The sequence below is a fragment of the Faecalispora anaeroviscerum genome, assembly GCF_947568225.1.
GTDB lineage: Bacteria > Bacillota > Clostridia > Oscillospirales > Acutalibacteraceae > Faecalispora > Faecalispora anaeroviscerum.
Genome location: NZ_CANOOQ010000001.1, coordinates 570042 through 592582 on the forward strand (window position 1 = coordinate 570042; position 22541 = coordinate 592582).

19 protein-coding genes are annotated in these 22541 nt (G+C 52.2%); 8 read left to right on the plus strand and 11 right to left on the minus strand.

Annotation, left to right across the window (positions count from 1 at the left end; genetic code table 11):
- Positions 1-19 precede the first annotated feature (19 nt).
- The 9 genes from QOS46_RS02825 to QOS46_RS02865 form a co-directional block, all read right to left on the minus strand.
- Positions 20-1783 carry a V-type ATP synthase subunit A gene (locus QOS46_RS02825; RefSeq protein WP_283607145.1) on the minus strand — a complete coding sequence of 588 codons (1764 nt, stop codon included), beginning with the start codon at positions 1781-1783 and terminating at the stop codon, positions 20-22.
- A 34-nt stretch (positions 1784-1817) separates the two neighbouring features.
- The gene (locus tag QOS46_RS02830; RefSeq protein WP_283607147.1) at positions 1818-2414 is read right to left on the minus strand and encodes a V-type ATP synthase subunit E; all 597 of its coding nucleotides are present in this window, start codon (positions 2412-2414) and stop codon (positions 1818-1820) included.
- 30 nt (positions 2415-2444) lie between these two features.
- Complete coding sequence (locus QOS46_RS02835) at positions 2445-2753, minus strand: V-type ATP synthase subunit F (RefSeq protein ID WP_009064315.1); 309 nt, start codon at positions 2751-2753, stop codon at positions 2445-2447.
- A gap of 40 nt (positions 2754-2793) precedes the next feature.
- Positions 2794-3243, minus strand: a complete 450-nt coding sequence (locus tag QOS46_RS02840; protein ID WP_283607148.1) for an ATP synthase subunit C — start codon at positions 3241-3243, stop codon at positions 2794-2796.
- Positions 3244-3303: 60 nt separating this feature from the next.
- On the minus strand, positions 3304-5256 hold the full coding sequence (locus QOS46_RS02845) for a V-type ATP synthase subunit I (protein WP_283607149.1): 1953 nt from the start codon (positions 5254-5256) through the stop codon (positions 3304-3306).
- An 18-nt stretch (positions 5257-5274) separates the two neighbouring features.
- Positions 5275-6321: a V0D/AC39 family V-type ATPase subunit gene (locus tag QOS46_RS02850; protein WP_283607150.1), complete on the minus strand. Its 1047-nt coding sequence runs from the start codon at positions 6319-6321 to the stop codon at positions 5275-5277.
- A 4-nt stretch (positions 6322-6325) separates the two neighbouring features.
- Entirely contained in the window at positions 6326-6637 is a 312-nt protein-coding gene (locus QOS46_RS02855) for a hypothetical protein (RefSeq protein ID WP_283607152.1), read from the minus strand.
- 173 nt (positions 6638-6810) lie between these two features.
- Positions 6811-8169, minus strand: coding sequence for a PFL family protein (locus QOS46_RS02860; protein ID WP_283607153.1), 1359 nt, complete (start codon positions 8167-8169; stop codon positions 6811-6813).
- 73 nt (positions 8170-8242) lie between these two features.
- On the minus strand, positions 8243-8512 hold the full coding sequence (locus QOS46_RS02865) for an ACT domain-containing protein (protein ID WP_283607154.1): 270 nt from the start codon (positions 8510-8512) through the stop codon (positions 8243-8245).
- Between the two features lie 357 nt (positions 8513-8869).
- On the opposite strand from QOS46_RS02865, the gene QOS46_RS02870 reads away from it, so the two are divergent.
- From QOS46_RS02870 to spoIIR, 5 genes are all read left to right on the plus strand, one after another.
- Entirely contained in the window at positions 8870-9685 is an 816-nt protein-coding gene (locus tag QOS46_RS02870; RefSeq protein WP_283607155.1) for a histidinol-phosphatase HisJ family protein, read from the plus strand.
- Between the two features lie 53 nt (positions 9686-9738).
- Positions 9739-10221 (plus strand): Lrp/AsnC family transcriptional regulator, encoded by a 483-nt coding sequence (locus QOS46_RS02875; RefSeq protein WP_283607156.1) that lies wholly within the window; start codon positions 9739-9741, stop codon positions 10219-10221.
- Positions 10215-11390, plus strand: coding sequence for a pyridoxal phosphate-dependent aminotransferase (locus tag QOS46_RS02880; protein ID WP_283607157.1), 1176 nt, complete (start codon positions 10215-10217; stop codon positions 11388-11390). The genes QOS46_RS02875 and QOS46_RS02880 overlap by 7 nt, the downstream gene beginning before the upstream one ends.
- Before the next feature lie 108 nt (positions 11391-11498).
- Complete coding sequence (ispE, locus tag QOS46_RS02885) at positions 11499-12368, plus strand: 4-(cytidine 5'-diphospho)-2-C-methyl-D-erythritol kinase (protein ID WP_283607158.1); 870 nt, start codon at positions 11499-11501, stop codon at positions 12366-12368.
- A gap of 138 nt (positions 12369-12506) precedes the next feature.
- A complete protein-coding gene (spoIIR, locus tag QOS46_RS02890; RefSeq protein WP_283607159.1) occupies positions 12507-13148 on the plus strand; it encodes a stage II sporulation protein R in 642 nt (213 codons plus the stop codon).
- Positions 13149-13251: 103 nt separating this feature from the next.
- Here spoIIR and QOS46_RS02895 read toward each other — a convergent pair whose 3' ends face one another.
- Entirely contained in the window at positions 13252-13605 is a 354-nt protein-coding gene (locus QOS46_RS02895; RefSeq protein WP_283607161.1) for a winged helix-turn-helix transcriptional regulator, read from the minus strand.
- Positions 13606-13737: 132 nt separating this feature from the next.
- Here QOS46_RS02895 and QOS46_RS02900 point away from each other — a divergent pair, with 132 nt between their 5' ends.
- Positions 13738-14340, plus strand: coding sequence for a flavin reductase family protein (locus QOS46_RS02900; RefSeq protein ID WP_283607163.1), 603 nt, complete (start codon positions 13738-13740; stop codon positions 14338-14340).
- Positions 14341-14379: 39 nt separating this feature from the next.
- Here the strand turns inward: QOS46_RS02900 and QOS46_RS02905 are convergent, their stop codons facing one another.
- Positions 14380-15057 carry a class I SAM-dependent methyltransferase gene (locus QOS46_RS02905; RefSeq protein WP_283607164.1) on the minus strand — a complete coding sequence of 226 codons (678 nt, stop codon included), beginning with the start codon at positions 15055-15057 and terminating at the stop codon, positions 14380-14382.
- 469 nt (positions 15058-15526) lie between these two features.
- Here QOS46_RS02905 and QOS46_RS02910 point away from each other — a divergent pair, with 469 nt between their 5' ends.
- A complete protein-coding gene (locus QOS46_RS02910) occupies positions 15527-18868 on the plus strand; it encodes a PD-(D/E)XK nuclease family protein (protein WP_283610758.1) in 3342 nt (1113 codons plus the stop codon).
- Positions 18861-22436 carry a helicase-exonuclease AddAB subunit AddA gene (addA, locus tag QOS46_RS02915; protein WP_283607165.1) on the plus strand — a complete coding sequence of 1192 codons (3576 nt, stop codon included), beginning with the start codon at positions 18861-18863 and terminating at the stop codon, positions 22434-22436. Before QOS46_RS02910 ends, addA begins: the two co-directional genes overlap by 8 nt.
- The last annotated feature ends 105 nt before the right edge of the window (positions 22437-22541 follow it).

A 22541-nucleotide genomic window follows, 5' to 3' on the forward strand; every position in this document is an offset into this window, starting at 1 on the left:
TTCTTTCCGTGGGGCTCAATCAATTATTGATGATGTCCGCCACGGTGTTATCAATTTCTGCAATATAGTCATCGAACAAGTCCAGCTTGTCATTCGGTACATCGTACTTAATCTTCACCAGCTTGTCAAACAGACCGGACTGCATAATGCTGGAAATGGGAACGGACGCTGCGGTGAGCTGCTTGGATTTCTGGTACAGGTGCAAAATGACTTTCATCATCAGCTTCTGCTTCTCCAGCGGCACAAAGGTATCCTCCGCGTGGAACGCGTTCTGTTGCAGGAAACCAACGCGAATCAGGCGCGCAATTTCGATCACGAGCTTCTGGTCGTCGGGCAGAACGTCCGAACCGATCAGCTTTACAATTTCCATCAGCTTGCTTTCTTCCTGAAGAAGATTGTTGATCTGTCTGCGGTACTCGAGGAAATCCTCGCCCACATTCTCTTTGAACCAATCCTGCAGGTCGCCGGAATATTCACTGTAGCTGGTCATCCAGTTGATGGCAGGGTAATGTCTTGCGTAGGCAAGGTTTTTATCCAAGGCCCAGAAGCAGCGGGTAAAACGCTTGGTGTTTTGAGTAACAGGCTCGGAGAAATCCGCGCCTGCCGGGGATACCGCACCGATAACCGTAATGGAGCCATCGGTGCCATTCAGGTTTTTCGTATAGCTGGCACGCTCGTAGAATTCCGCCAGACGAGAGGGCAGATACGCCGGGAAGCCTTCTTCTGCGGGCATCTCTTCCAAACGGCCGGAAATTTCACGCAGAGCTTCCGCCCAGCGGGAGGTAGAGTCGGCCATCATGGCTACATGGTAGCCCATGTCGCGGTAATACTCCGCCAGAGTGATGCCGGTGTAGATGGACGCTTCACGCGCTGCAACAGGCATGTTAGAGGTGTTCGCGATCAGGGTGGTTCGGTCAGTCATCGGGCGGCCGGATTTCGGGTCAATCAGCTCTGTGAATTCCTGCAGAACCTGAGCCATTTCGTTTCCGCGCTCGCCGCAGCCGACATAGATAATAATGTCAGCGTCGCACCACTTAGCCAGCTGATGCTGCGTCATGGTCTTGCCGCTTCCGAATCCGCCCGGGATGGCCGCGGTGCCGCCCTTGGCTACAGGGAACAGGGTGTCGATGACACGCTGACCGGTAACCAGCGGAATTCTGGGCTGCATGCGCTCCGCAACTGGACGCGGTGTACGGATGGGCCATCTCTGGCAAAGGGTAAGCTCATGTTTGTTTCCCTTTGCGTCGGTGAGTTCAACAACGGTATCGTTTACACGGTATTTTCCGTTAGAAGCCACCTTTGTCACGGTGCCGCTCAGAGAAGGTGATACCAGGCACTTGTGCCGTATGATTTTTGTTTCCGGGCATTCGGCGTAAATATCGCCGCCCTTCAGCTCGTCACCCACCTGAACGGTGACGGTGACCTCCCAGAGCTGGTCGGGATCTAGCGCGGGAACGTTGCTACCGCGCGAAATAAATACGGAACCGGAATCGTCCGCGATTTTTTTCAGAGGGCGCTCAATTCCGTCGAAAATATTATCCAGAATCCCTGGGCCTAACGTAACATTCATGGGGCTGCCGGTACCGAATACCGGCTCGCCCGGACGCAGTCCGGTGGTTTCTTCATAGACCTGAATGGTGGTCACCTTATCGGTAATGCCGATGATTTCACCCACCAGACGTTCGTTGCCGACGAATACCATTTCCATCATGGAAAAGCTGCGCGAATTTTTAACTGTTACGACTGGCCCGTTAATACCATAAATTACATCTTGGTTCTCCATCTTCAATCATCTCCGTTATCGTTGGTATTACGGCTCAGACCACAGACATTCCAGAGGTTTCTTCAAACCATTCCTGCTGTGATTCCAGCATCGTGTCCAGTGTTTCGTCAGCCATAATGCCCTTTTCGGCATGATAGGCGCGAACACCGCCAATCAGAATATCCTGATCCGCCTGAACGGTGCAATCCTTTGCAAACGCCTGCCGGAGCAGATCCTCATATTGCAGATCATCCTTTTTCACGCAGAGAACAGCGCCGGAGTCCGGGAACAGCTCCGAAAGGCTGCTGGTATACTTTTGCAGCAGAGAAGGGTATTGAGCAGACTTTGTGTAATCCAAAAGGCGATCTTTTGCCTTTTCAAATACTTCTTTTTCAATCTTCGCTCTCTTCTCCAAAAGCTGTTTGCGGGCATCCATTTCACGGTGCGCAATTTCGCGCACAATTTCGTCCCTCATCGAAGTCATTTCGCCCTGAATGAGCTGGTATGCTTCATGCAGTACCTGCCGTTCCGCGTCTTCCAGCTGAGTTTGCTTATATTCGGCAATTTCCTGTTCGATTTTTTCCCGCTGTTCGTGTGCGTAATGATTGATTGCAGTACTAAATTTACTTAATTTTTCATCATTAGAAGCCATAGTAACCCCCCGTTCCGCCGCCTTGGCGGTTTAAATTTTTACTCCGATTGCCTCGCGGACATAGCGGGTAATAGAATCCTTGGTACGGCCATTGCCGTGACGGTCGGGTATTTCAACGATTAAAGGGCGTTTCAGGTTCAACTTTAAATCGTAAACCAGCTCGGGGCACATAGAAATCAGGCGTTCGGTCATCAGAATCACCGCAACGTCCTTCATTTCAATAGCGTCGTTTAAAGCCTTGCGAACCTCACCGACATCGTGCGCCAAAATTCCCGGGATACCGGCCAGGCGCATTCCTACCAGCGTGTCTGTATTGTCGCTGATTAAGTAAAATCGCATGTCAGCACCTGCTTTCCTTTGTTAAGATCCTTCGAGCGGCTTAAATCTTGTTCAGGATCAGGATGGAAATCAGCAGGCCATACAGCGCAATACCTTCGCCAAGCGCAACGAAGATCAGGGATTTACCGAAGGATTTCGGGTCTTCCGCAGTAGCGCCGATTGCAGCAGGGGAAGCAGCCGCAACAGCAATACCGCCGCCGATACCGGCCAGGCCGGTTACAAGCGCAGCAGCCAAGAAGCCCATGCCTTCCTTGCCGGCGTTAGCGCCGTCGTTAGAAGCGGAGGTGGTAGTAGCAGCGTTTGCAGAATCGTCGCTGGCAGCACTTGCAACCATAGGAACGGCAATGGTAACAGCGCATACGATCATAAAGGCGGCCAGCTGAGCAATCAGGGCGGATTTGGCTTTTTTACCGTTTCGCACTGCTTTAACAGACAGGAAAACAGTGACAATCAGTGCCGCGACCGGAACAATAAACAATACGTAATTCATAAGATTTGCCTCCAAAATATAAAGTATTTTTAATTTTTACCGCTGAGAGCAGAATCAGACTTATGCCTGATTCTGCTCCTGGCGAGCGGATACGGGATGGAAGGGACGGCCGTTGCCGTCGAAGAAGCGGCTGAACATTTCATAGAATTCCAGCCTCAATACCTGGATGCCCGCGAGCAGGCCTTCCAGCGCCATAATGAAGATATTGCCCAGAATGACAATCAGAACATATCCGATTCCGGAGGACATTTCCGCCAGAGTGAACACAACCATCATCATGCCTGCGTGAACCAGAACAAACGCGCCGACACGAAGGAAAGACATGGTATTGCTCATGTAGCTGAGCAGGTATTCAAACACCTCAAAGAAATTCTGAGTGATGTACTCACCCCAGTTTGCCGGCTGCCAGTTCTTGTGGCCCTCCAAAATGTCGCTCAGAAGCTCCTGGAAGAACATCAAAATCAGGGGGAAGATCATGAAGCAAAGAACATACGGCGTAGTGACAATCTGCCAGCCCATCACGATCTGTCCGCCGAAACCAAATACAATTGAGCCGTAAAACAACAGCCCAGCCAGTCCGTTCGGGCCGAACAAAGCGTTGCCGTACTTCTTTTTCTTGACGCTGGAGTAAATGTTGATCAGCATAGCGATCAACACCAGAGATAAGCCGATGCCAACAGCTGAGTAAATAATAATGTTGGTTGTGGCAGGGTGCATCACCTCCACGGGCTTGTCAGTCAAACCAAAGAGCGCGTGGTAAACGGGGTCAAGCGCATGCTCAAAGCCAAATACCGAGCCGAAAATAAAGCCGAATACCGCAGAGGAAAGGCCACAGGGCATCAGAATTTTGCCGAGCCGCATGCGGAGTTTTTTCCACATATAAAGGCCAACCAGAGAAACGCACAGGCCCTGCCCGAGATCGGCGAACATGATGCCGAACATAATAATATAGGTAATTCCGATGAAGATGGTGGGGTCAACCTCATTGTAGGCGGGGAGGCCGAACATTTCGATAAAGAATTCAAACGGACGGAACAGCTTGGGGTTCCTCAGCTTAACGGGAGGAGAATGCTCCAGCTGTGTTTCGGCGTTCTCGAAGGAATACTCAACCGACTTCAACGGTTCAAGGGATTCTTTGAATACTTTCTCGTCTTTCGCGGGGATCCACCCGGTGAGGACGAAACTCTCATGGTAACGGGCGCCGTAGTGGCGGATGCCGAAATAAATACTTTTTTCTCTCAGATGATTGAAGATCAATTGGCACTTTTTCTGCTCCTGCTGCCAGTAGGCCCCCAGCTTTTCATCCATTTCCTTGACCAAAGCTTCGGCCTCAGCATGCTGAGGCTGAATAGATTTGATCATTTCCTCCGGTGTTCCGCGGTAACCGGTCAGGTTGACCGGCTTGAAAAACAGGCTGGAGAAAATCCGGTCTATTTCATCGATCTGCTCCACCGGGGCAAAATAAGCACCCCAATAATGGGTTGCATCACTGGAATTGGGGAAAAACATCAAATAGGGGTTATCATTGTAAAGAGAAAGCTTATCGTAGTTTTCTTTGGACAAAGCACCAAAACGGACCTGAACAAACTTGCATTCCAGAATTTTTTCCAGATTCAGGTCCATGCCTGTAAAGTGGGACAAGTCCTGAAGTGCGGCATTCAACTCCTGAATTTTCTGTTCGGCGTCATTTTTCTGTTTGAGGCAATCTTCGACGTAAGAAGAAAAATGATCTACATATTCCAGCAAAACGCGGTCTTCTTCTTCCGACTTGCAGTCGGGGGCTCCCTCAAAGACGAGGGGATGCTGAATCTTTTTGCAAGTGTCCGAAAGCTTTTGCAAAGGGATTGTGTAGGGGTTATCCTCCCCAATAGGAACAAAGGGCGTTGTGTCGGCATAGAACGAAAGTACGTTGTCAGGATGAAATACTTCGGATTGGCCGCAGCGAAGGGTCACCTCATCTAGTTCATTCATTCGGCCGATAATACTGGCCATTTTTATTTTTTGTACAGCCAAATAGCACCACTCCTTTCGTTAAAAATCAGAAAAAGCTAACAGCTTCTTTATTTCCTCCGGCGGGAGATGATAGCGGATTCCCTCTACAATGTTAATGATGTCCATCAGCTCAATCTGCATATAAAAGATATAAGACAACATAACAACCGATGCGTGTACTGAAAAATGAATGCTGTGGCGGCAGGTTTTGTACAAAGCACGCTCTGCCAGCTGATCTGCAAAATTGTACTGAATCTTGCCGGTTTTTTTGCCGATTCTCGTCTGGGCCAGAATCGAGCGTACCTCCCCGGCGTCCCGAGCCTGAATCATTTTTTCAATTTCAACTTTATTGAGGGATCCGAACGGAAGAAGGTTGCTGCGAATGTAATCCGGGCCGGCCTGAAAATACGTTTTAAAGCGAAGAACGCGGGCAAAGTTATTCAGATCGAGATAAAGGTCTACAATCTCTTTCAGATCCTTTTTCATGCCCTTAAGACGCTGATGCTCAATCATCTCGTACAGTTGGCTGTATAGATAGGTGTACAGGGCATTTTCTGCGGCGGTAAAGTCAAACGAATTGTCGTAGGCGGGGCGGAAAGGCTCGATCAGCGCCTGATACGGCGTGTGTGCCAAAGCGGCAATGACGCCGTCAAAGGTTTCTGCGCCTGAAAGCCGGACAAGATCAACGTGCGAATGCAGAGCCAGAGGGGCCGGCATGGAGAAGAAATATTCCTTTGTCATATCGGCGTTCAGAAGAAGCAGAGCATTTAAAATCTGCTCCACTTCGCTGCGCTGCAGCAAATAAGTAGCCAATGCGTCCCGGATGGAAATTTCATAACGGCACAAAGAAGCCGAATCAGAAAGAAGCTTTTGCTTCAGTCGGTTTTCCAGCTGGCCGCGGTGCACTTCTCCGTCGTTAATACCCGCCAGCACCTTGTCGTAATCGGTGTTTGCGGCAAGGTACCGGGCGATTTCCGTAACGCTTTTGCAATTGAGCATCTCCTGATAATTCTGTGCATTCAGTCTGCGTCCATACATCGCGCGGGCTTTTGCCGAAACTACATTAGAAGAGAGCTGGGAAAGCATGAAATCACTCTCCTATCACATTGCGGGTAATCGTATCAACCCATTTTTCGCCGCTCTGCGCATACAGCTGATCCAACTGTTCCGTCAGGGCCTGATAATGATGCTCTTTTACCTGCCATGCTTTTTCTGCAGCGGCCTGCTCAAGCGGTCTGTTCTTTTCGATTCGGGCTCTCGCTCTGGCCAGGTATCGTGTCCGGATGTCTTCTCGTGTTTGAGAGACTTCCTTTTCCGTGTCGATTTTTTGCCGCTGGGCGGCGTCCGTGATCTGTCTGGCCTTCTCGTCCATTTCGATGATCTGCTTCAGCATATCGTTCATAATGACCGCACCTCCTTGATAAATAAAATCTATGTTTCACATATTTCTCAGAAATCACATGCACAATTATAGCTCGCTCGTCACAAATATACAACTTATATTTTGACAAAATTTTTGCTTGTGACACATTTACTCAATAAAAATCAAAAAGATTTGATGCATTTTAGACAGAATCAGTTCTTCAGACTCTGCAGCGGTGCGGGAATACGTCCACCACGCTGAATAAAGCGCTGTGGGGAATAGCGGTTTACCTCCATAACAGGGCCGCCGCCCAGAAGGCCGCCAAAATTCAGCTCTTCGCCTACTCCTTTACCAATAGCAGGGATCAGACGGACGGCAGTGGTCTTGCTGTTAACCATACCGATCGCGGCTTCGTCGGCGATAATGCCCGAAATCACTTCGGCCGGAGTGTCTCCGGGAATGACGATCATGTCCAGGCCGACGGAGCAGACCGCGGTCATGGCCTCGAGCTTGTTCAGCGACAGAGAGCCGCGGCGTGCGGCTTCAATCATACCGGCATCCTCGGTAACGGGGATAAATGCGCCGGACAGGCCGCCAACATGAGAGGATGCCATGATGCCACCCTTTTTCACAGCGTCGTTCAGCAAGGCCAGGGCGGCGGTTGTGCCGTGTGCACCGCAGGCCTCAAGGCCCATTTCCTCCAGAATGTAAGCAACAGAGTCGCCAACAGCGGGGGTGGGAGCCAGAGAAAGATCGACGATGCCAAAGGGGACGAACAGCCGGCGGGAGGCTTCCTGTGCGACCAGCTGGCCCATACGGGTAATTTTAAACGCGGTCTTTTTGATCAGGTCGGCAATCCCGGTAATGTCGCAGTCCCCTGCCTTGGCCAGCGCGGCGCGAACCACGCCGGGGCCAGATACACCTACGTTGATCACGCAGTCCGGCTCGCCGGGGCCATGAAAGGCACCCGCCATAAAGGGATTATCCTCCGGCGCATTGCAGAAAACCACCAGCTTGGCCGCTCCAATACAGTCGCGGTCGGCTGTTTTTTCCGCGCATTCGCGGATGACACGTCCCATTTTGCCGACAGCATCCATGTTGATTCCTGCCTTGGTGGTTCCCACGTTGACGGAGGAGCAGACAAAGTCGGTAGTGCTGAGAACCTCGGGGATGCTTTCAATCAGCGCGTAATCTCCCGGTCCAAAGCCTTTGTGGACTAGAGCAGAATAACCGCCGATAAAATTGACGCCCACCTCTTTGGCAGCACGGTCCAAAGCCTGGGCAAAATGTGCCGGACTTTTTGAGGGACACGCCGCTGCAATCATCGAGATGGGTGTAACAGATATGCGTTTGTTAATGATCGGGATGCCGTAATCCTTGGTAATATCTTCGCCGGTCCTCACCAGGTTGCTGGCGTAGCGGCAGATTTTATCGTACACCTTGTCGCAGGCAGCTTTTTGGTCAGAATCCACGCAGTCCAGCAGCGAGATTCCCATGGTGATGGTGCGTACATCCAGATTTTCATTGTCAATCATATTAATCGTTTCTAGTATATCGTGGGAATTAATCATGAAAGCGGTCCTTTCTATATATATAATAGCGCTTTTTAGGCATGTTTGTTTCATTCGAACGGGCCCGGCCTAATCAGATTCGGTGCATGGAGTTGAAAATATCCTCGTGCATGGTGTGAATCGTCAGGTTCATGTTTGTTCCCAGTTCAGTCAGGCGGTCAGCCAGATCACTAAAGGGAATGGAGCTTTTGGAAATATCCACCATCATAATCATGGCGAACATATCTTGCAGAACAGACTGGGTCACTTCGATCACGTTTACTTGGTTTTCGGCACAGATGTTAGAAACGCGGGCGAGAATCCCCACCATATCCTTGCCAAGTACAGTAATTACAGCGCGCATGCGGTTGCCTCCTAAAATAAAGAAATTCCAATTAAACTTGGGTTTTAATGCATCTCAATTATGAATTAGAAACACCGGTATGTCAAGACGTTTTCGGCGGTAAGCGCTTTTCGGAATAACAATTGTGTCTAAATTTCGACTATGAAAAAATTTAAAGGAAAAACTGTCTTTTTCCCCTGATTTATGCTAAGATAATAAAAATCGTCAAGAATTGCCTCCTGTACCTGTGATTCAAAAGAGAAGTGCTGGTAGTTTTTTTCCGCTTATAGCGGAGGAAAGATACCAAAATAGGATTCACTGTTTTTATTGGAGAATACGTATCAGGTGAGGCATTCAGGAACTGGAGGCGGCAAAGCTTTGAAATACAGATACTTTTCTGATTGTCATATGCATAGCGATTGCTCCCGCGACGCAGAGGATCCGGCCGTAATGATGTGTGAGGCTGCGGAGCGCCAGGGCCTGTATGCCGTAGCTCTGACGGATCATTGCGAGTGCAATGACTATTATAAGGAAGAATACGATCGTTCCATGAGACAGTCCTATTTTGAGGCAAAAAAGGCCGCTGCGGTTTTTCAGGGCAGGCTGCGTGTCTATACGGGCGTTGAGCTTGGCCAGCCTCTGCAGGATTTGAAGGCGGCTCAGGATGTTCTTTCTGCCTGCAGTTTTGACTTTGTTCTGGCATCCCTTCATAATCTGGCCAGTATGGAGGATTTTTATTTTTTGGATTATGATCATCTGGATATTAACGAGCTGCTCACGCGCTATTTTGACGAGCTGCTCGAAATGGTGCGCTGGAACGGTTTTGATTCTTTAGCGCATTTAACCTACCCTTACCGGTATATTGTGGGTGACAGGGGCATTTCGGCCCCGCTTTACCCCAATTACGGCGAGCGTATCGACGAGATTCTCAGCCTGCTGGTTCAGAACCACAAGGCACTGGAGCTTAATACCTCCGGCCTGCGGCAGAAGCTGGGGCAGACTCTCCCGCCGCCTGAGGTGCTTCGGCGCTTCCGCCAGATGGGCGGGCAGTATGTGACGGTCGGCTCCGACGCGCACCGCTGGGGCGACATTGGCTCCGGGGTGGAAGCCGGGCTGTCCCTTTTGCTGCAGGCTGGGTTTGATCGGTTTACTATCTATGTTGGGCGCGAGCCCGTGTTGCTGCCAATCGAATAAACAGTGCAGGGTCCATCCCGCGAACTGTTCATTGAATTTAAGGAGGAACTATTATGGAAAAATTGTTAGCTCTTTTAAGTGAAAATGCCAGACTGACCCCTGCGCAGCTCGCAGCCATGCTTGACACAACGCAGGAAAAGGTCAATGAAGCAATCGAACAGTATGAAAAGCAGGGTGTGATCAAAGGCTACCGCGCTCTTATCGACTGGGAGAAGGTCGACCAGAATAAAGTCACGGCTTTGATTGAGCTGAAGGTCGTGCCGAAGCCGGACCGCGGTTTTGATGAGGTGGCGGATCGTGTCATGCGCTTTGATGAAGTAGAGAGTGTCTATCTGATGTCTGGCGGATATGATCTTGCGGTGATTGCTCACGGAAAATCGATGCAGGAGGTTGCGTTGTTTGTTATGAATCGCCTGGCTGCTCTGGATTCTGTTGTTTCCACAGCTACCCATTTTATTCTCACCCGGTATAAGGACGGAGGGGTTGTTCTTCACTCCGGAGAAGAGAAAGACCAAAGAACGGGGTGTGTATGGTGATTGATTATCAATCTGTTATGAATCCACGGTTGCAGTCACTCAAGCCTTCGGGAATCCGAAAATTTTTTGATATTGCGAGCGAAATGGACGATGTGATTTCTCTTTCCATCGGCGAGCCTGATTTCTCCACCCCCTGGCATGTGCGTCAGGCCGGAATTCAGACGCTGGAAAAGGGAAAGACATGGTACAGCCCGAACCGCGGCTTTATGGAGTTGCGTCAGGAAATCTGTAAATGGGTCGCCCGCAAATATCAGGTGGAATATGATCCTGCCACGGATGTAGTCGTTACTGTTGGCGGTTCCGAAGCGATTGATGCCAGTTTGCGTTCACTTGTGAGTCCCGGCGATGAGGTGCTCATCCCCGAGCCGAGCTTTGTCTGTTATGTGCCGCTCACGCAGATGGCCGGCGGGGTGCCGGTGATCCTCGAAACAAAAGCGGAAAATGATTTCCGTTTAACTCCCGATGAGCTGCGTGCCAAGATCACCCCGAAAACAAAGATTTTGGTTTTTCCGTTTCCGAACAATCCCACCGGTGCTGTCATGCGCCGCGAGCATCTGGAAGAAATTGCGGAGATTGTGAAAGAACATAATTTGATGGTGCTGTCCGACGAAATTTACAGCGAGTTGACTTACGGCAGCACGCCGCATGTCAGCTTTGCGTCGATTGACGGGATGAAGGAGCGCACTATTTTGATCAACGGCTTTTCAAAAGCGTATGCAATGACCGGCTGGCGTCTTGGCTTTGCCATGGGGCCGAAGGAAATCATTGCCCAGATGACAAAGCTGCATCAGTATGGCATTATGAGCGCGCCTACCATGTCGCAGTACGCTGCGATCGAAGCGCTCAAAAATGGGGACGGCGATATTGAGGAGATGCGCTCCCAGTACGATATGCGCCGCCGGCTGATCGTAGATGGCCTGAATTCGCTGGGGCTGACCTGCTTTGAGCCTGAGGGTGCATTCTATGTGTTCCCCTGCATCCAGAGCAGCGGTTTGAATTCACAGGAATTTTGCGAGCGCCTGATTTACGCGGAGAAGGTTGCGATTGTGCCCGGTAACGCGTTTGGCGACTGCGGAGAGGGCTTTGCCCGGGTCGCTTATTCCAACTCGATTCCGAATATTACAGAGGCTCTCAAACGGATTGAGCGCTTTTTGGGTACGCTCAAATAATCTGCTTTTGTGGGATCATTCCATGGTTTTGCACGCTGCTCCCTGTTTGCGGGTGCGGCGGGCAAAACCTTCTTTTTGCTGGGAAGAATGGGGGAGATGTTTATGCCCATGGAGCAGCCAATGCGCGTTTACGCGGCGGCCAAGCTGAATCTGACGCTCGATATACTGGGCCGTCGCCCGGACGGCTATCATCTGCTGGATATGGTGATGCAGACTGTTTCTATTTACGATACCCTTCTGCTTACGCCAACTCAGCACCCGGGGGTTGATCTGCTCTGCGACCGGGCGGGGATTCCCTGCGGGGAAGAAAACACCGTGCGGAAAGCGGCGCGTCTGTTTTTTCAGCAGGCAGGTATTCGGGGTGGCGGACTTCGAATTCAGATTTTAAAACGGATTCCCGATCAGGCGGGGATGGGTGGGGGCAGCGCCGACGCCGCCGCCGTGCTGCGCACAATGAATCGGATGTACCATGCCGGATTTACAATGGATGAGCTTTGCAAGCTAGGACTGAAAGTTGGGGCGGACGTTCCATTCTGCCTTCGGGGCGGCACCATGCGGGCAGAGGGCATCGGCGAGATTTTAACTCACCTTACTCCAATGCCACAGTGCTTTTTTGTTGTGTGCAAGCCTTCCGTCGGCGTCAGCACTGCCGCAGCGTTCGCGCAAGCGGACCGCGACGGCGCTTCCTATCCGCGTTTTACCCCAGCGATGACAGAGGCGCTTGCAGCCGGCGAACTGCCGCGGGTCGCGGGCGGCCTTGGCAATTCATTTACGCTGGCGCTCCCTTTGCCGCAAATTGAAGAGCTGCGGCAGACCATGCTGCGAAGGGGCGCTCTTGGCGCCTGTATGACGGGGAGCGGCTCGGCGGTATTCGGAATTTTTTCGGAACGTGTGCCGGCGGAGCGGTGTCGGGAGGCATTAAGGGAAGAATATCGTTCGGTTTTCGTTTGTGAACCGGTCGGTGCCGAATCATATTGAGTTTGAATGAAAACAGTGAATTGAAATTTCTATCCCTCTAGCCTATGGGAGGAGGAATAGAAATTTTTTGTTTTTTCCTCTCTTAAGAGTATAAAGCCGAAAAAAAGGGGCAATCCTCTGGTTAACATAACGAAGGAGATGACCCTTTTGAATACCACTCAGAATTCTCTGAAATTAAAGAACATAGAAAAAGCGCTGTTAATTGCGTTTGTACTTACTGTTGCCTGTTCCTTTACTTCTTTCTTTTCATTTGCAAAACAGTGTGAAGATATCCCCAACCATGTTTTGCGCCTGCATGTGCTGGCTAACTCCGATACCTCTGAAGATCAAGAGCTGAAGCTGTATGTGCGCAACCGCATTTTAACCGAATCTGCCGGAATGCTCGACGGAGTCACTGACCGTGAGAAAGCGGAGCAGGTGGTGCGGCAGAATGTGCCCCGCCTGAAGGCTGCGGCTGCTGAAGAAATCGCACAGCGCGGCTATCAGTACCCGGTGAATGTCAAGCTGGAAAACATCTATTTTACCACACGGCATTATCAGCAGGTAACCCTGCCTGCCGGCACCTACGACGCGCTGCGTGTGACGATCGGCCAGGCGAAGGGCAAAAACTGGTGGTGCGTGATGTTCCCTCCCATGTGCCTGCCGGCCGCTGAGGAAAAAGAAGAGCTTGACGATGTGCTGAACCCCCAGCAGATGGAGATTGTTACCGGGCAATATGAAATTCGTTTTAAATCACTCGAACTGTATGAACAGCTGAAAAGCTGGGCAGCCGGAAAATAAGAGTTGAAATAAAAACCCACCGGCACCGGTGGGTTTTTATTTCAACAGCGGACGGGGATATATAAATCCCCTGGTTGTTATCATACAATTTTTAAGAAAGTAATTACATAGTATTAATTGATATGCTTCCTTCACACCTTTGTATAGACAAATGTTCTTCTCCCCATTGCTGAATCAACAGCATAATTGTTTTCAAGCTTTCTCCATGATTTGTCAATTGATATTCAACTTTGGGAGGAACTTCTGCATATGCTTTTCTAGAAACGATGTTATTTTTTTCGAACTTTTTGAGTTGTTGGATTAACATCTTTTCAGTGATTCCTGGTATCACCCGTTTCAATTCATTAAAACGTAATGGCCCGTCTAATAAACTCCATAGAATCCACATACTCCATTTATCTCCGATTAAACTTATCGTAAAATCAATAGGGCAAGTATAATAATTTTCTTTTTCCACGAAATAAACTCCTTATTTATCTGTTGAGTACTTACCAAAAACTCAGTAGCAGACTAAAAAGTAGGTACTTGTGCTTATCTTTTCATTATTATATCATTAATATAGCAGACAGAAAAGGAGGCCAAGGGTTGTTTGAAAATTGGAGCATTCAATTTACTGAACAGCCAGACTAAAATGGAAAAAATTAAAATTGGAAGTAAAAATAACTTTTATCCCACCCCTACGATAATTGTTGGGGTATTGATAGACGGAAAGCCAAATTATTTAAATGTTTCTTATGCCGGAATTGCAAATCGTAACCCAGCCATGTTGTTTGTTTCTTTAAACCACTTGCATTATAGTACAGAAGGCATAATAGAAACAAAAAGATTTAGCGTGAATATCCCTTCTTCAGAAATGCTCGTAAAAACTGACTATTGTGGTTTAGTGTCAGGGAGAACAGTCGATAAATCCACATTATTTCACTCTTTTTTCGGAGTACTGGGTGATGTTCCTATGATTGAGGAATGCCCCGTTAATATCGAATGTGAGGTCGTACATGAATTGAAAATGGAAAGCAATGTAATATTCATAGGAAAGGTAATAGAATCTTATACACAAGAAAGATACTTGACAAATCATTTGCCAGATATGGCGAAAATTGATCCCATTCTTCTCTCAATGAATGATTTTTATTATTATAGTATCGGTTCCAAGATCAGTAAAGCTTGGGATGTTGGAAAAAAACAGCAATGATGATGAGAATAACGCTTATTTAAATCTCTGCTTTTTCCGTCACTTAATGCAGCAGAAGCAGCCCATGGAGCCGACGGTATCCACCGTTACCTGTGAATACCTTTGCCTCAGCCGGTTTTCGAGGCTGGCGGCAGTTTCAAACGGCGGCGTGAAGAAGCCCTTCGGTACATACAGCTTCTCAATAAACCAGTCGGTTCGGCTTTGCTCACCCTGAATATAAAAGCATCCGCAGAAGATTCCGCCGGGCTTTAACACCCGGAAGGTTTCGCGGTAGGCCGCTTCCTTTGAGGGGAATGCATGGAAGCCGTTCAGGGAAAGCACAAGATCAAAGGTGCTGTCACCGAATGGAAGGGTTCCGACATCTCCCTGCATAAAATGAACGTTTGAAAGTCCTGCCGCGGCGGCTCGGCGCTGTGCAGTTTCCATCATGGCGGTGGAATAATCCATGCAGGTAATATCCGCATGGGGTAGAGTGCGGTATACCGGCATGGTCAGAACGCCGGTTCCCACCGGAACCTCCAGCATTTTGCCGGAGAAATCCTCCGGTATGCCGGAAAGAGCCAAGTCCAGATAGTGTTCATTTTGCGCTTTGTTCATTTTCCATATCAGCCCGCAGATCAGCTTGCCGGGCAGGGTAGAGCAGGTAATCATTCCGTCATATAAGGTTGCCTCTTTACCTAAAGATTGATATGCGGTTTTTATTTCTTTATGTCTCATATTGCCTCTCCTTTCAAAACTCGAAAGCCGAATGAATCGGGTCATGTGGAGGATTCGATTGTTGATTTCCTATTCCAGGCAGATGAGCAAATCCAATTTTAATACGAGTTAGTAAAAACTAACTTCTTTGTGAAGAACACACTACTGATAAAATCTCTCTTCCAGCATCTGCTGCCCGGAAGATACTAATAATAACATTTGTACCTTACTGCGTTCCAAAGGTTTTGTCAATAATAAAATGGGATATTTTGCTAAAAAACCTTTCTCCGCCTTTCAAAGTGAAGAGGTGCTGAATCAGTTCACAAAGCTGTTTGGCAGAAGCGGGCGCTTTTTTTCGTAGTTTTCTTATGTTATAATACTCTCAACTAAAACGGATGCGGTTTTTGGCGGCATCCGTCATTTTAATCGGTGGAGTGTGTTTTGTGATGGGCTTGCACTTTACGGAATGAGGGGGATTGGATTGCTTCATATGTTGTTCGGGCGTTCGGGGAGCGGAAAAACACATTTTGTGCGGCAGGAGCTGCGCCGGCTTGCTGGGCAGGGAAAGCAGAAGCTGATGCTTCTGATACCGGAGCAGTTTTCTTTTGAAAGCGAGCGCGCTATGCTTCGCCTGTTGGGGCCGCGCGGTGCCGCGGAGGTAGAGGTAGTCAGCTTCACTCGTCTGGCGGACGCGGCGTTCCGGCGTTTTGGCGGATGCTGCGGCAAACGGCTTGATGATGGAGGCCGCAGTATTTTAATGAGTCTTGCACTCGAACAAACGGCGGATCACCTGCCGCTGTACCAGAAGCATACCCAAACCCCCGAGCTGGTCAGCATGATGCTGACCGCCTCAGCAGAGCTGAAAATGTGTGCCGTTGCTCCTCAGGAGCTGTCCCGCGCGGCGGAGAAGATGGAGGACGGCACCCTGCGGGAAAAAATGCAGGAGCTTTCGCTGATTCTGTCTGCGTATGAGGCGCTGGTGGCACAGAGCTATCTGGATCCGCAGGATGATCTGACCCGATTGAAAGAGGTACTGCTTGCCCACCGCTTTTTTGAGGGCTACACCGTATTCGTGGATTCCTTTAAGAGCTTTACTGCGCAGGAGCTGGGCATTTTGGAGCTTGCGCTCTGTCAGGCCACAGAGGTAACGGTGGCGCTGTGTGCCGACGGGCCCCGGCAGGCGGATGCGGAAATGAGCCTGTTTACCCCGGTATACCAAACGGCGCGCAGCCTGATGCGCCTAGCACGGCAGAATTCTGTCCCGGTGGCGGCTCCCGTAACATTGGAGCCGGGAGCCCGCTTTCGCGGCGCGGGGCTTCGCGCGGTGGAGGAAGGCGCGTACCGAGGCTCCCGTATCCCTCTGAGGGGAAATACGGGGGATGTCGTTCTGTATGCCGCCCGCAGTACCTATGATGAAGCGGCCTATGTCGCCATGACAATCCGCCGCATGGTGATGGAGGAGGGCTACCGTTACCGCGATTTCACCATTCTGGCTCGCTCGCCCGAAGCCTACCGCAGCAATTTGGATGCCGCGCTCGAGCGGTGGGGCATCCCTTATTTTATGGACGACCCCAGCGCAATTGATACCGAGCCGCTGATGCGCCTTGTGCTGTGCGCCTTCCAGGCGGTGCGTTCGGGGTACCGCTCCGACGATGTGTTTGCGTGCCTGAAGACGGGGCTTTGCGGGTATACGGCGGAAGAAATTTCACTAATCGAAAATTATACTTTCTTGTGGAAGCTTTCCGGCAGAGAGTGGCTCGAGCCATGGTCTCGGCACCCCCGCGGCTTTGCCGGTGCGCTGACAGAGCAGGACGCACAGCAGCTTTTGCAGATCAATGAGCTGCGGGAGCGCGTGATTGTCCCGCTGCGTGAGTTTGCCGATTCCGTGCGTATGGCGGACGGAGAAACGTCAGCCCGCGCGGTGTACCGCTTTCTGCTGGCGCTCGATGTGCCGGAGTATGTCAAACAGATGTGCCGCAGAATGAAAGCGATGGGGGAGGCGGAGCTTGCCGACCGGCAGTTCCGGCTGTGGGAGCTTTTGATGCAGATTCTCGACCAGATGGCGCTGGTGCTGCGTGAAAAGGTTTTGACCGCGCAGCGCTTCAGTGAGCTTCTTCGTCTGGTGATCGCCTCGGGCACGATCGGGAGCATTCCGCAGGGGCTTGACGAGGTCACGGTGGGAGCGGCAGACCGTTCCCGCCCGGCTGACCCCAAGGTGGTGTTTTTGTTGGGCGCGGTGCAGGGAGAATTTCCGCGCAACCCGTCGCCGGACGGTGTGTTTAGCGACGAAGAGCGCCGCGCTCTGATTCAGATGGGTCTGCCGTTGAACGGCACAATGGAGGATTCCTCCATGGAGGAGCGCCTGATGGCTTATACCGTTATGGCCGCTCCCTCCGAGCGGCTGCTCGTTACCTATCCGGCGGCGGATATGGACGGCGCGGCGAAGGCTCCGTCGTCCATCGTTGGTGAAATCCGCTCCATATTGCCGGATGTACCGGTGCAAAGCCGCTATCTGCTGCCGGAGGAGGCGTTCGCCAACAGCGAGCAACCCGCCTTTGAAATGACGGCGCGACTCTGGGGGCAGTCGTCTGTGCTGTCCTCTACATTAAAGGAGCTGTTCTCCCGCCGGGAGGGTTATCCGGAGAAAATGGCCGCTTTGCGCCGGGTACACGAGCGCGCTCCGACTTCCTTTGAGAACCCCATGCGGGCGCGGATGCTGTTTGAGCAGATGCGCCACATTTCCGCTACCCAGATTGAATCGTACCATCTGTGCCGGTTCCAGTATTTCTGCCGCTACGGCCTCGGCGCGAAGGAGCGCCGCCCGGCGGAATTAAACGCGCTGGAATACGGCAGTTTGATCCATTATCTGCTCGAGCATCTGCTTAAAGAGCAGGGAGCCCAAGCCCTTTCGGTGCTTGGCGCGGAAGAGCTGAAACAGCTCATCCTGTCCTGTATTGAGCGCTATGTGGAAGAACAGCTCGGCGGCGCAGAGGACAAAAGTCCGCGCTTCCGTTTCCTTGTCGCCCGCATTGTGGATTCTGCGCAGGTGGTAGTGTCGCACATCGCGAAGGAGCTGGCGCAGAGCAAATTCCAGCCCGCGGCGTTTGAGCTGGAGCTGAAGGAGGGCGGGGAGTTCCCGCCGCTCAAAATTACTCTGCCGAATGGTGAAACCGCAACCGTCGAGGGGAAAATCGACCGCGTAGATGTCATGGAGCTGGACGGTGTCAAATACGTGCGCATCATCGATTATAAAACCGGGAAAAAGGAGTTCCGCTTGTCGGACGTACTGTACGGGGTGAATTTGCAAATGCTGATTTATCTGGCGGCGCTGATTCAGAACGGGCGCTTCTGCCCTGCGGGGATTCTGTACATGCCCGCCGTGCGCCCGGTGATTTCCGCGGCTAAGGGGCAGTCGATCGAAGCGCTTGAAGTGGCAGCCGAGAAGAAGCTGCGCATGAACGGTCTTCTGCTCGATGATTCCCGCGTGATTCAGGGGATGGAGGAGCAGGCCGAGGGAAAATACATTCCTGTTGCGCTGAAAGACGGCAAGCCCGCGAAGACCGAATCGGTCGTAAGCGCCCCTCAGCTCGACGGGGTGATGGAATATATCAAAGATTTAACAGGGCAAATGGTGCAGTCTCTGCACGGGGGCGACGTTGCCGCTCTTCCATTGACGGGGGAACACAATGCCTGTCAGTACTGCCCGTATTTTGCTGTGTGTGGTCACGAGGATGCCGACGGCGGGCGGGACTGCCTGCGGCTGGATAAGACGGAAACACTTCGGCAGATTCTGCGGGAAGAAACAGAAAGGGAGGGGAAAAACGATGGCTGAAAGAAGCTGGACGCCTGCGCAGGCAGACGCGATTCACGCCAGGGGCGGCACGCTTTTGGTGTCAGCTGCGGCCGGTTCGGGGAAAACAGCCGTGCTGGTGCAGCGGGTGATTGAACGCATGACTGATGAGCAGCACCCCAGCGACGCGAACCGCCTTTTGGTCGTCACCTTTACCAAGGCGGCTGCCGCGGAAATGCGCGAGCGGATTGCCCAGCAGCTTTCCCGCATGCTCGCGGAGGACCCCTCCAACACGGCGCTGCAGCGGCAGCAGATTTTGCTCCCCGGCGCGCATATCAGTACGGTACACAGCTTTTGCAGTGAGCTGGTGCGTGAGAATTTTTATAAGCTGAATATCTCGCACGATTTTCGCATTGCCGACGAAGGAGAAATGTCCATCCTGCGGGGTGAGGCGATCACACAGGTGTTGGAGGACTGCTACGCTGCCGCGAATCCCGATTTTTATGAGCTGGTTGAGGCCTTCAGCTCTGACCGGGACGACAGCCGACTGATCGGCGCGGTGAATCAGCTGTTTGATTTCATTCGGTCACATCCGTTCCCGGAGCGCTGGCTGCGGGAGCGTGCGGCGATGTACTCGGGCGATGTTCCCGTGCAGGATTCTCCCTGGGGGCTTTGCTTGCTCTCTTTTGCGGAGGAAGCTTGCGACTATTGTCTGTCACTTGTGCGGGATTCCCTGGAATCGATGCAGGCTGACGAAAAGCTCTGCGCGGCGTATACCGAAGCGTATCAGTCCGATCTTTCCGGCCTTTCCGCCCTGTACCGCGTGGCACAGCAGCGGGAATGGGACAGTGTGGGCGAGCTTGCCGCGAATTTTGTGTTTGCCCGATTAAAACCAGTGCGGGGCTATGCGGAGGACCCTTTGAAGCTGCGCCTTTCCGCCTGTCGCGATGAAGTGAAATCCACCGTGAAAAAGCTCGCGGCGCTGTTCTCCGCTACCCTGCAAGACTGCACCGATGATTTGCGGGCGCTGTCCCCTGTGGTGGAACAGCTGTTTTCCGTTGTGACGACGTTTTCGCACGCGCTCGACCAGATGAAAGCGGAGCGCCGCCTTGCGGATTTTGGCGATCTGGAGCATTGGGCGCTGCGCCTTTTGGTGCGTGAAACGGAAAACGGCTACGAGCGCACCGAGGAGGCAATCGAGCTTTCCCGCCGTTTTGATGAAATCATGGTGGATGAATATCAGGATACGAACGAAGCGCAGGATTTGCTATTTCGCGCGATTTCACAAAAGGAAGAAAATCTGTTTCTGGTCGGCGACGTGAAGCAGAGCATTTACAGCTTCCGCCAGGCGATGCCGCGCATTTTTTTACAGCACCGCGCCAGCTTTGCCGGGTACGATCGGGAGCAGAACCGCTACCCGGCCTGTATCGTTTTGGATCAGAACTTCCGTTCCCGCGCTACTGTTACCGACGCGGTGAATTTTGTATTCGGTCAGCTGATGTCCTCGCAGGCCGGGGACGTGGAATACGGCGGCAACGAGCTTCTGGTGGCCGGCGCGTCGTACCCGCCGCAGGATGGCTGCGAAGCCCGGCTCGACATTCTTGACCTGTCGATGGGCGAAGGCTCCGACGACGCGATGGAGCTGCTGGAAAGCAGACATATTGCCGAAACCATCTTACAAATGATGGCTCAGGGCTTTCAGGTAACGGAAAACGGGGTACAGCGGAAAGCCGTGTTCCGCGATTTCTGTATTTTGCTGCGCAGCGCTAATCGGTATGCCGCCCGTTACGCGCGGGAGCTGCAATTGTGCGGTGTGCCGGCTTGGGCGGATTCCTCCAGCGGCTTTTTCGAAGCCCCGGAGGTTTCCGCAATACTGTCTCTTCTGCGTGTGGTAGATAACCCGGTGCAGGACATCCCCCTGCTTTCGGCGTTGATGAGCCCGATTTACGGCTTCACGCCGGACGAACTGAGCGAGGTGCGCCTGCGTTTGCCAAAGGCCCCTCTGTACCTGGCACTGAATGAATGCGCAAAGTCGGGCGAAGCCCGTGCTGCCGGGGTAGTCGAAGAGCTTGATGCCTTTCGTTCTCTCGCGGCAACCCTTCCCTCCGACCGTTTGCTGAACGCTATTTACCAGAAAACAGGGTATCTTACTCTGGTGCAGGCCATGACAAACGGCGAGCAGCGCCTTTCCAATTTGCAATTGTTGATGGAGTACGCAAAAAAATACGAAGCGTCTGGCTATAACGGCCTTTCAGGTTTTATCCGTTTTATCGACCGTTTGCAGGAGCAGAACGGCGACCTGCCCGGGGCCTCCACCATTTCAGAAGCCTCAAACGTGGTGCGCATCATGAGCATTCATAAATCGAAGGGGCTAGAATTCCCCGTGTGCATTCTGGCCGGCTGCTCCCGCCGCTTTAATAAAGAGCGCGGCGACGCTCTGCTGCACCCGGAGCTGGGTCTTGGCATCAAGCGTAAGGAGCAGGGTGGGCTGGCACGCGTAACCACCTTGCCGCGGGAGGCAATCGCGCTCGAGCAGGAGCGGCAGTCGATGTCGGAAGAGCTGCGCGTGCTGTATGTCGCCATGACCCGCGCCCGGGAGAAGCTGATCCTGCTAACCACGGTGCGCGACCTCAATGGAACATTGGCGACCCTTGCGCCGCAGCTCACGGCGCAGGAGCGGATTTCGCCCTATGTGGTGCGCTCGGCGTCGAGTATTTCGGACTGGATTCTCTCCTGCGCCCTGCGCCACCCGAGCGGCGGAGCCTTGCGTGACCGCGCCTTGTGCAGCGGCGAGCTGATTGCGGATTGCCCCGGACAGCCGTGGGACATTCAGATTTTGCCCGCGCCGGTGCTGGAGGAAAACGGGGAGCAGGAGGGTGTTGCTGCTGCGGCCACGCCTCCGGATGAGGAACTGCTCGCCCGTATCACCCGGGAAATCGACTTTGCGTACCCCGACGCGGCATTGTTCGGGGTACCGGCTAAGGTGTCCGCCTCCGAGCTTGCGGCGGAAGGCGCGGGGGAGGATTACGAGGTTCTTTCACGCCCCGCGTTTTTGGGCAAATCGGGTCTTACCCCGGCGGAACGCGGCACGGCGCTGCACCACTACATGCAGTTTGCGGATTACAGCGCGGCAGCCGAAAGCCCGGAGCAGGAGCTTGAGCGCCTGAAAAACGGAGGGTTTTTGTCAGAGGAAGAAGCGGGCGCGGTGAATCTGCGCCATGTGGCGGCCTTCTTTCAGAGTCCGGTCGCCAAGCGGATGCTCGCGTCTAAGCAAAGCTATCGTGAGCTTCGCTTTACGGTTGAGATTCCCGCCTCTTTGCTAAAAGAGGGCGTTCCCGCAGAACAGCAGGTGATTTTGCAGGGAGCGGTAGACTGCGCGTTCGTTGAGCCGGACGGCGCCGTAATCATCGACTATAAAACAGACCGTGCGGCATCGCCGGAGGAACTGTGGAACCGCTACCGCGTTCAGCTGGCACTGTACCGCCTGGCACTGGAGCGCATGCTGGAGGTACCGGTAAAGGAATGCATGCTGTACTCCTTTTCCCTCGGCCGAGCGGTAACGGGAGAACTTGGAACGGCGGAAGAAGCCGATTTCAAACGACGATCATAATTTTTCTTGACAAAAGAAACCGTGGTTGCTATAATATTATCCGTAAACAAAGCAGGACAAAATTTTGTTCTCACCTATGGGGTTTCGTCCGTCATGGGTCAATAC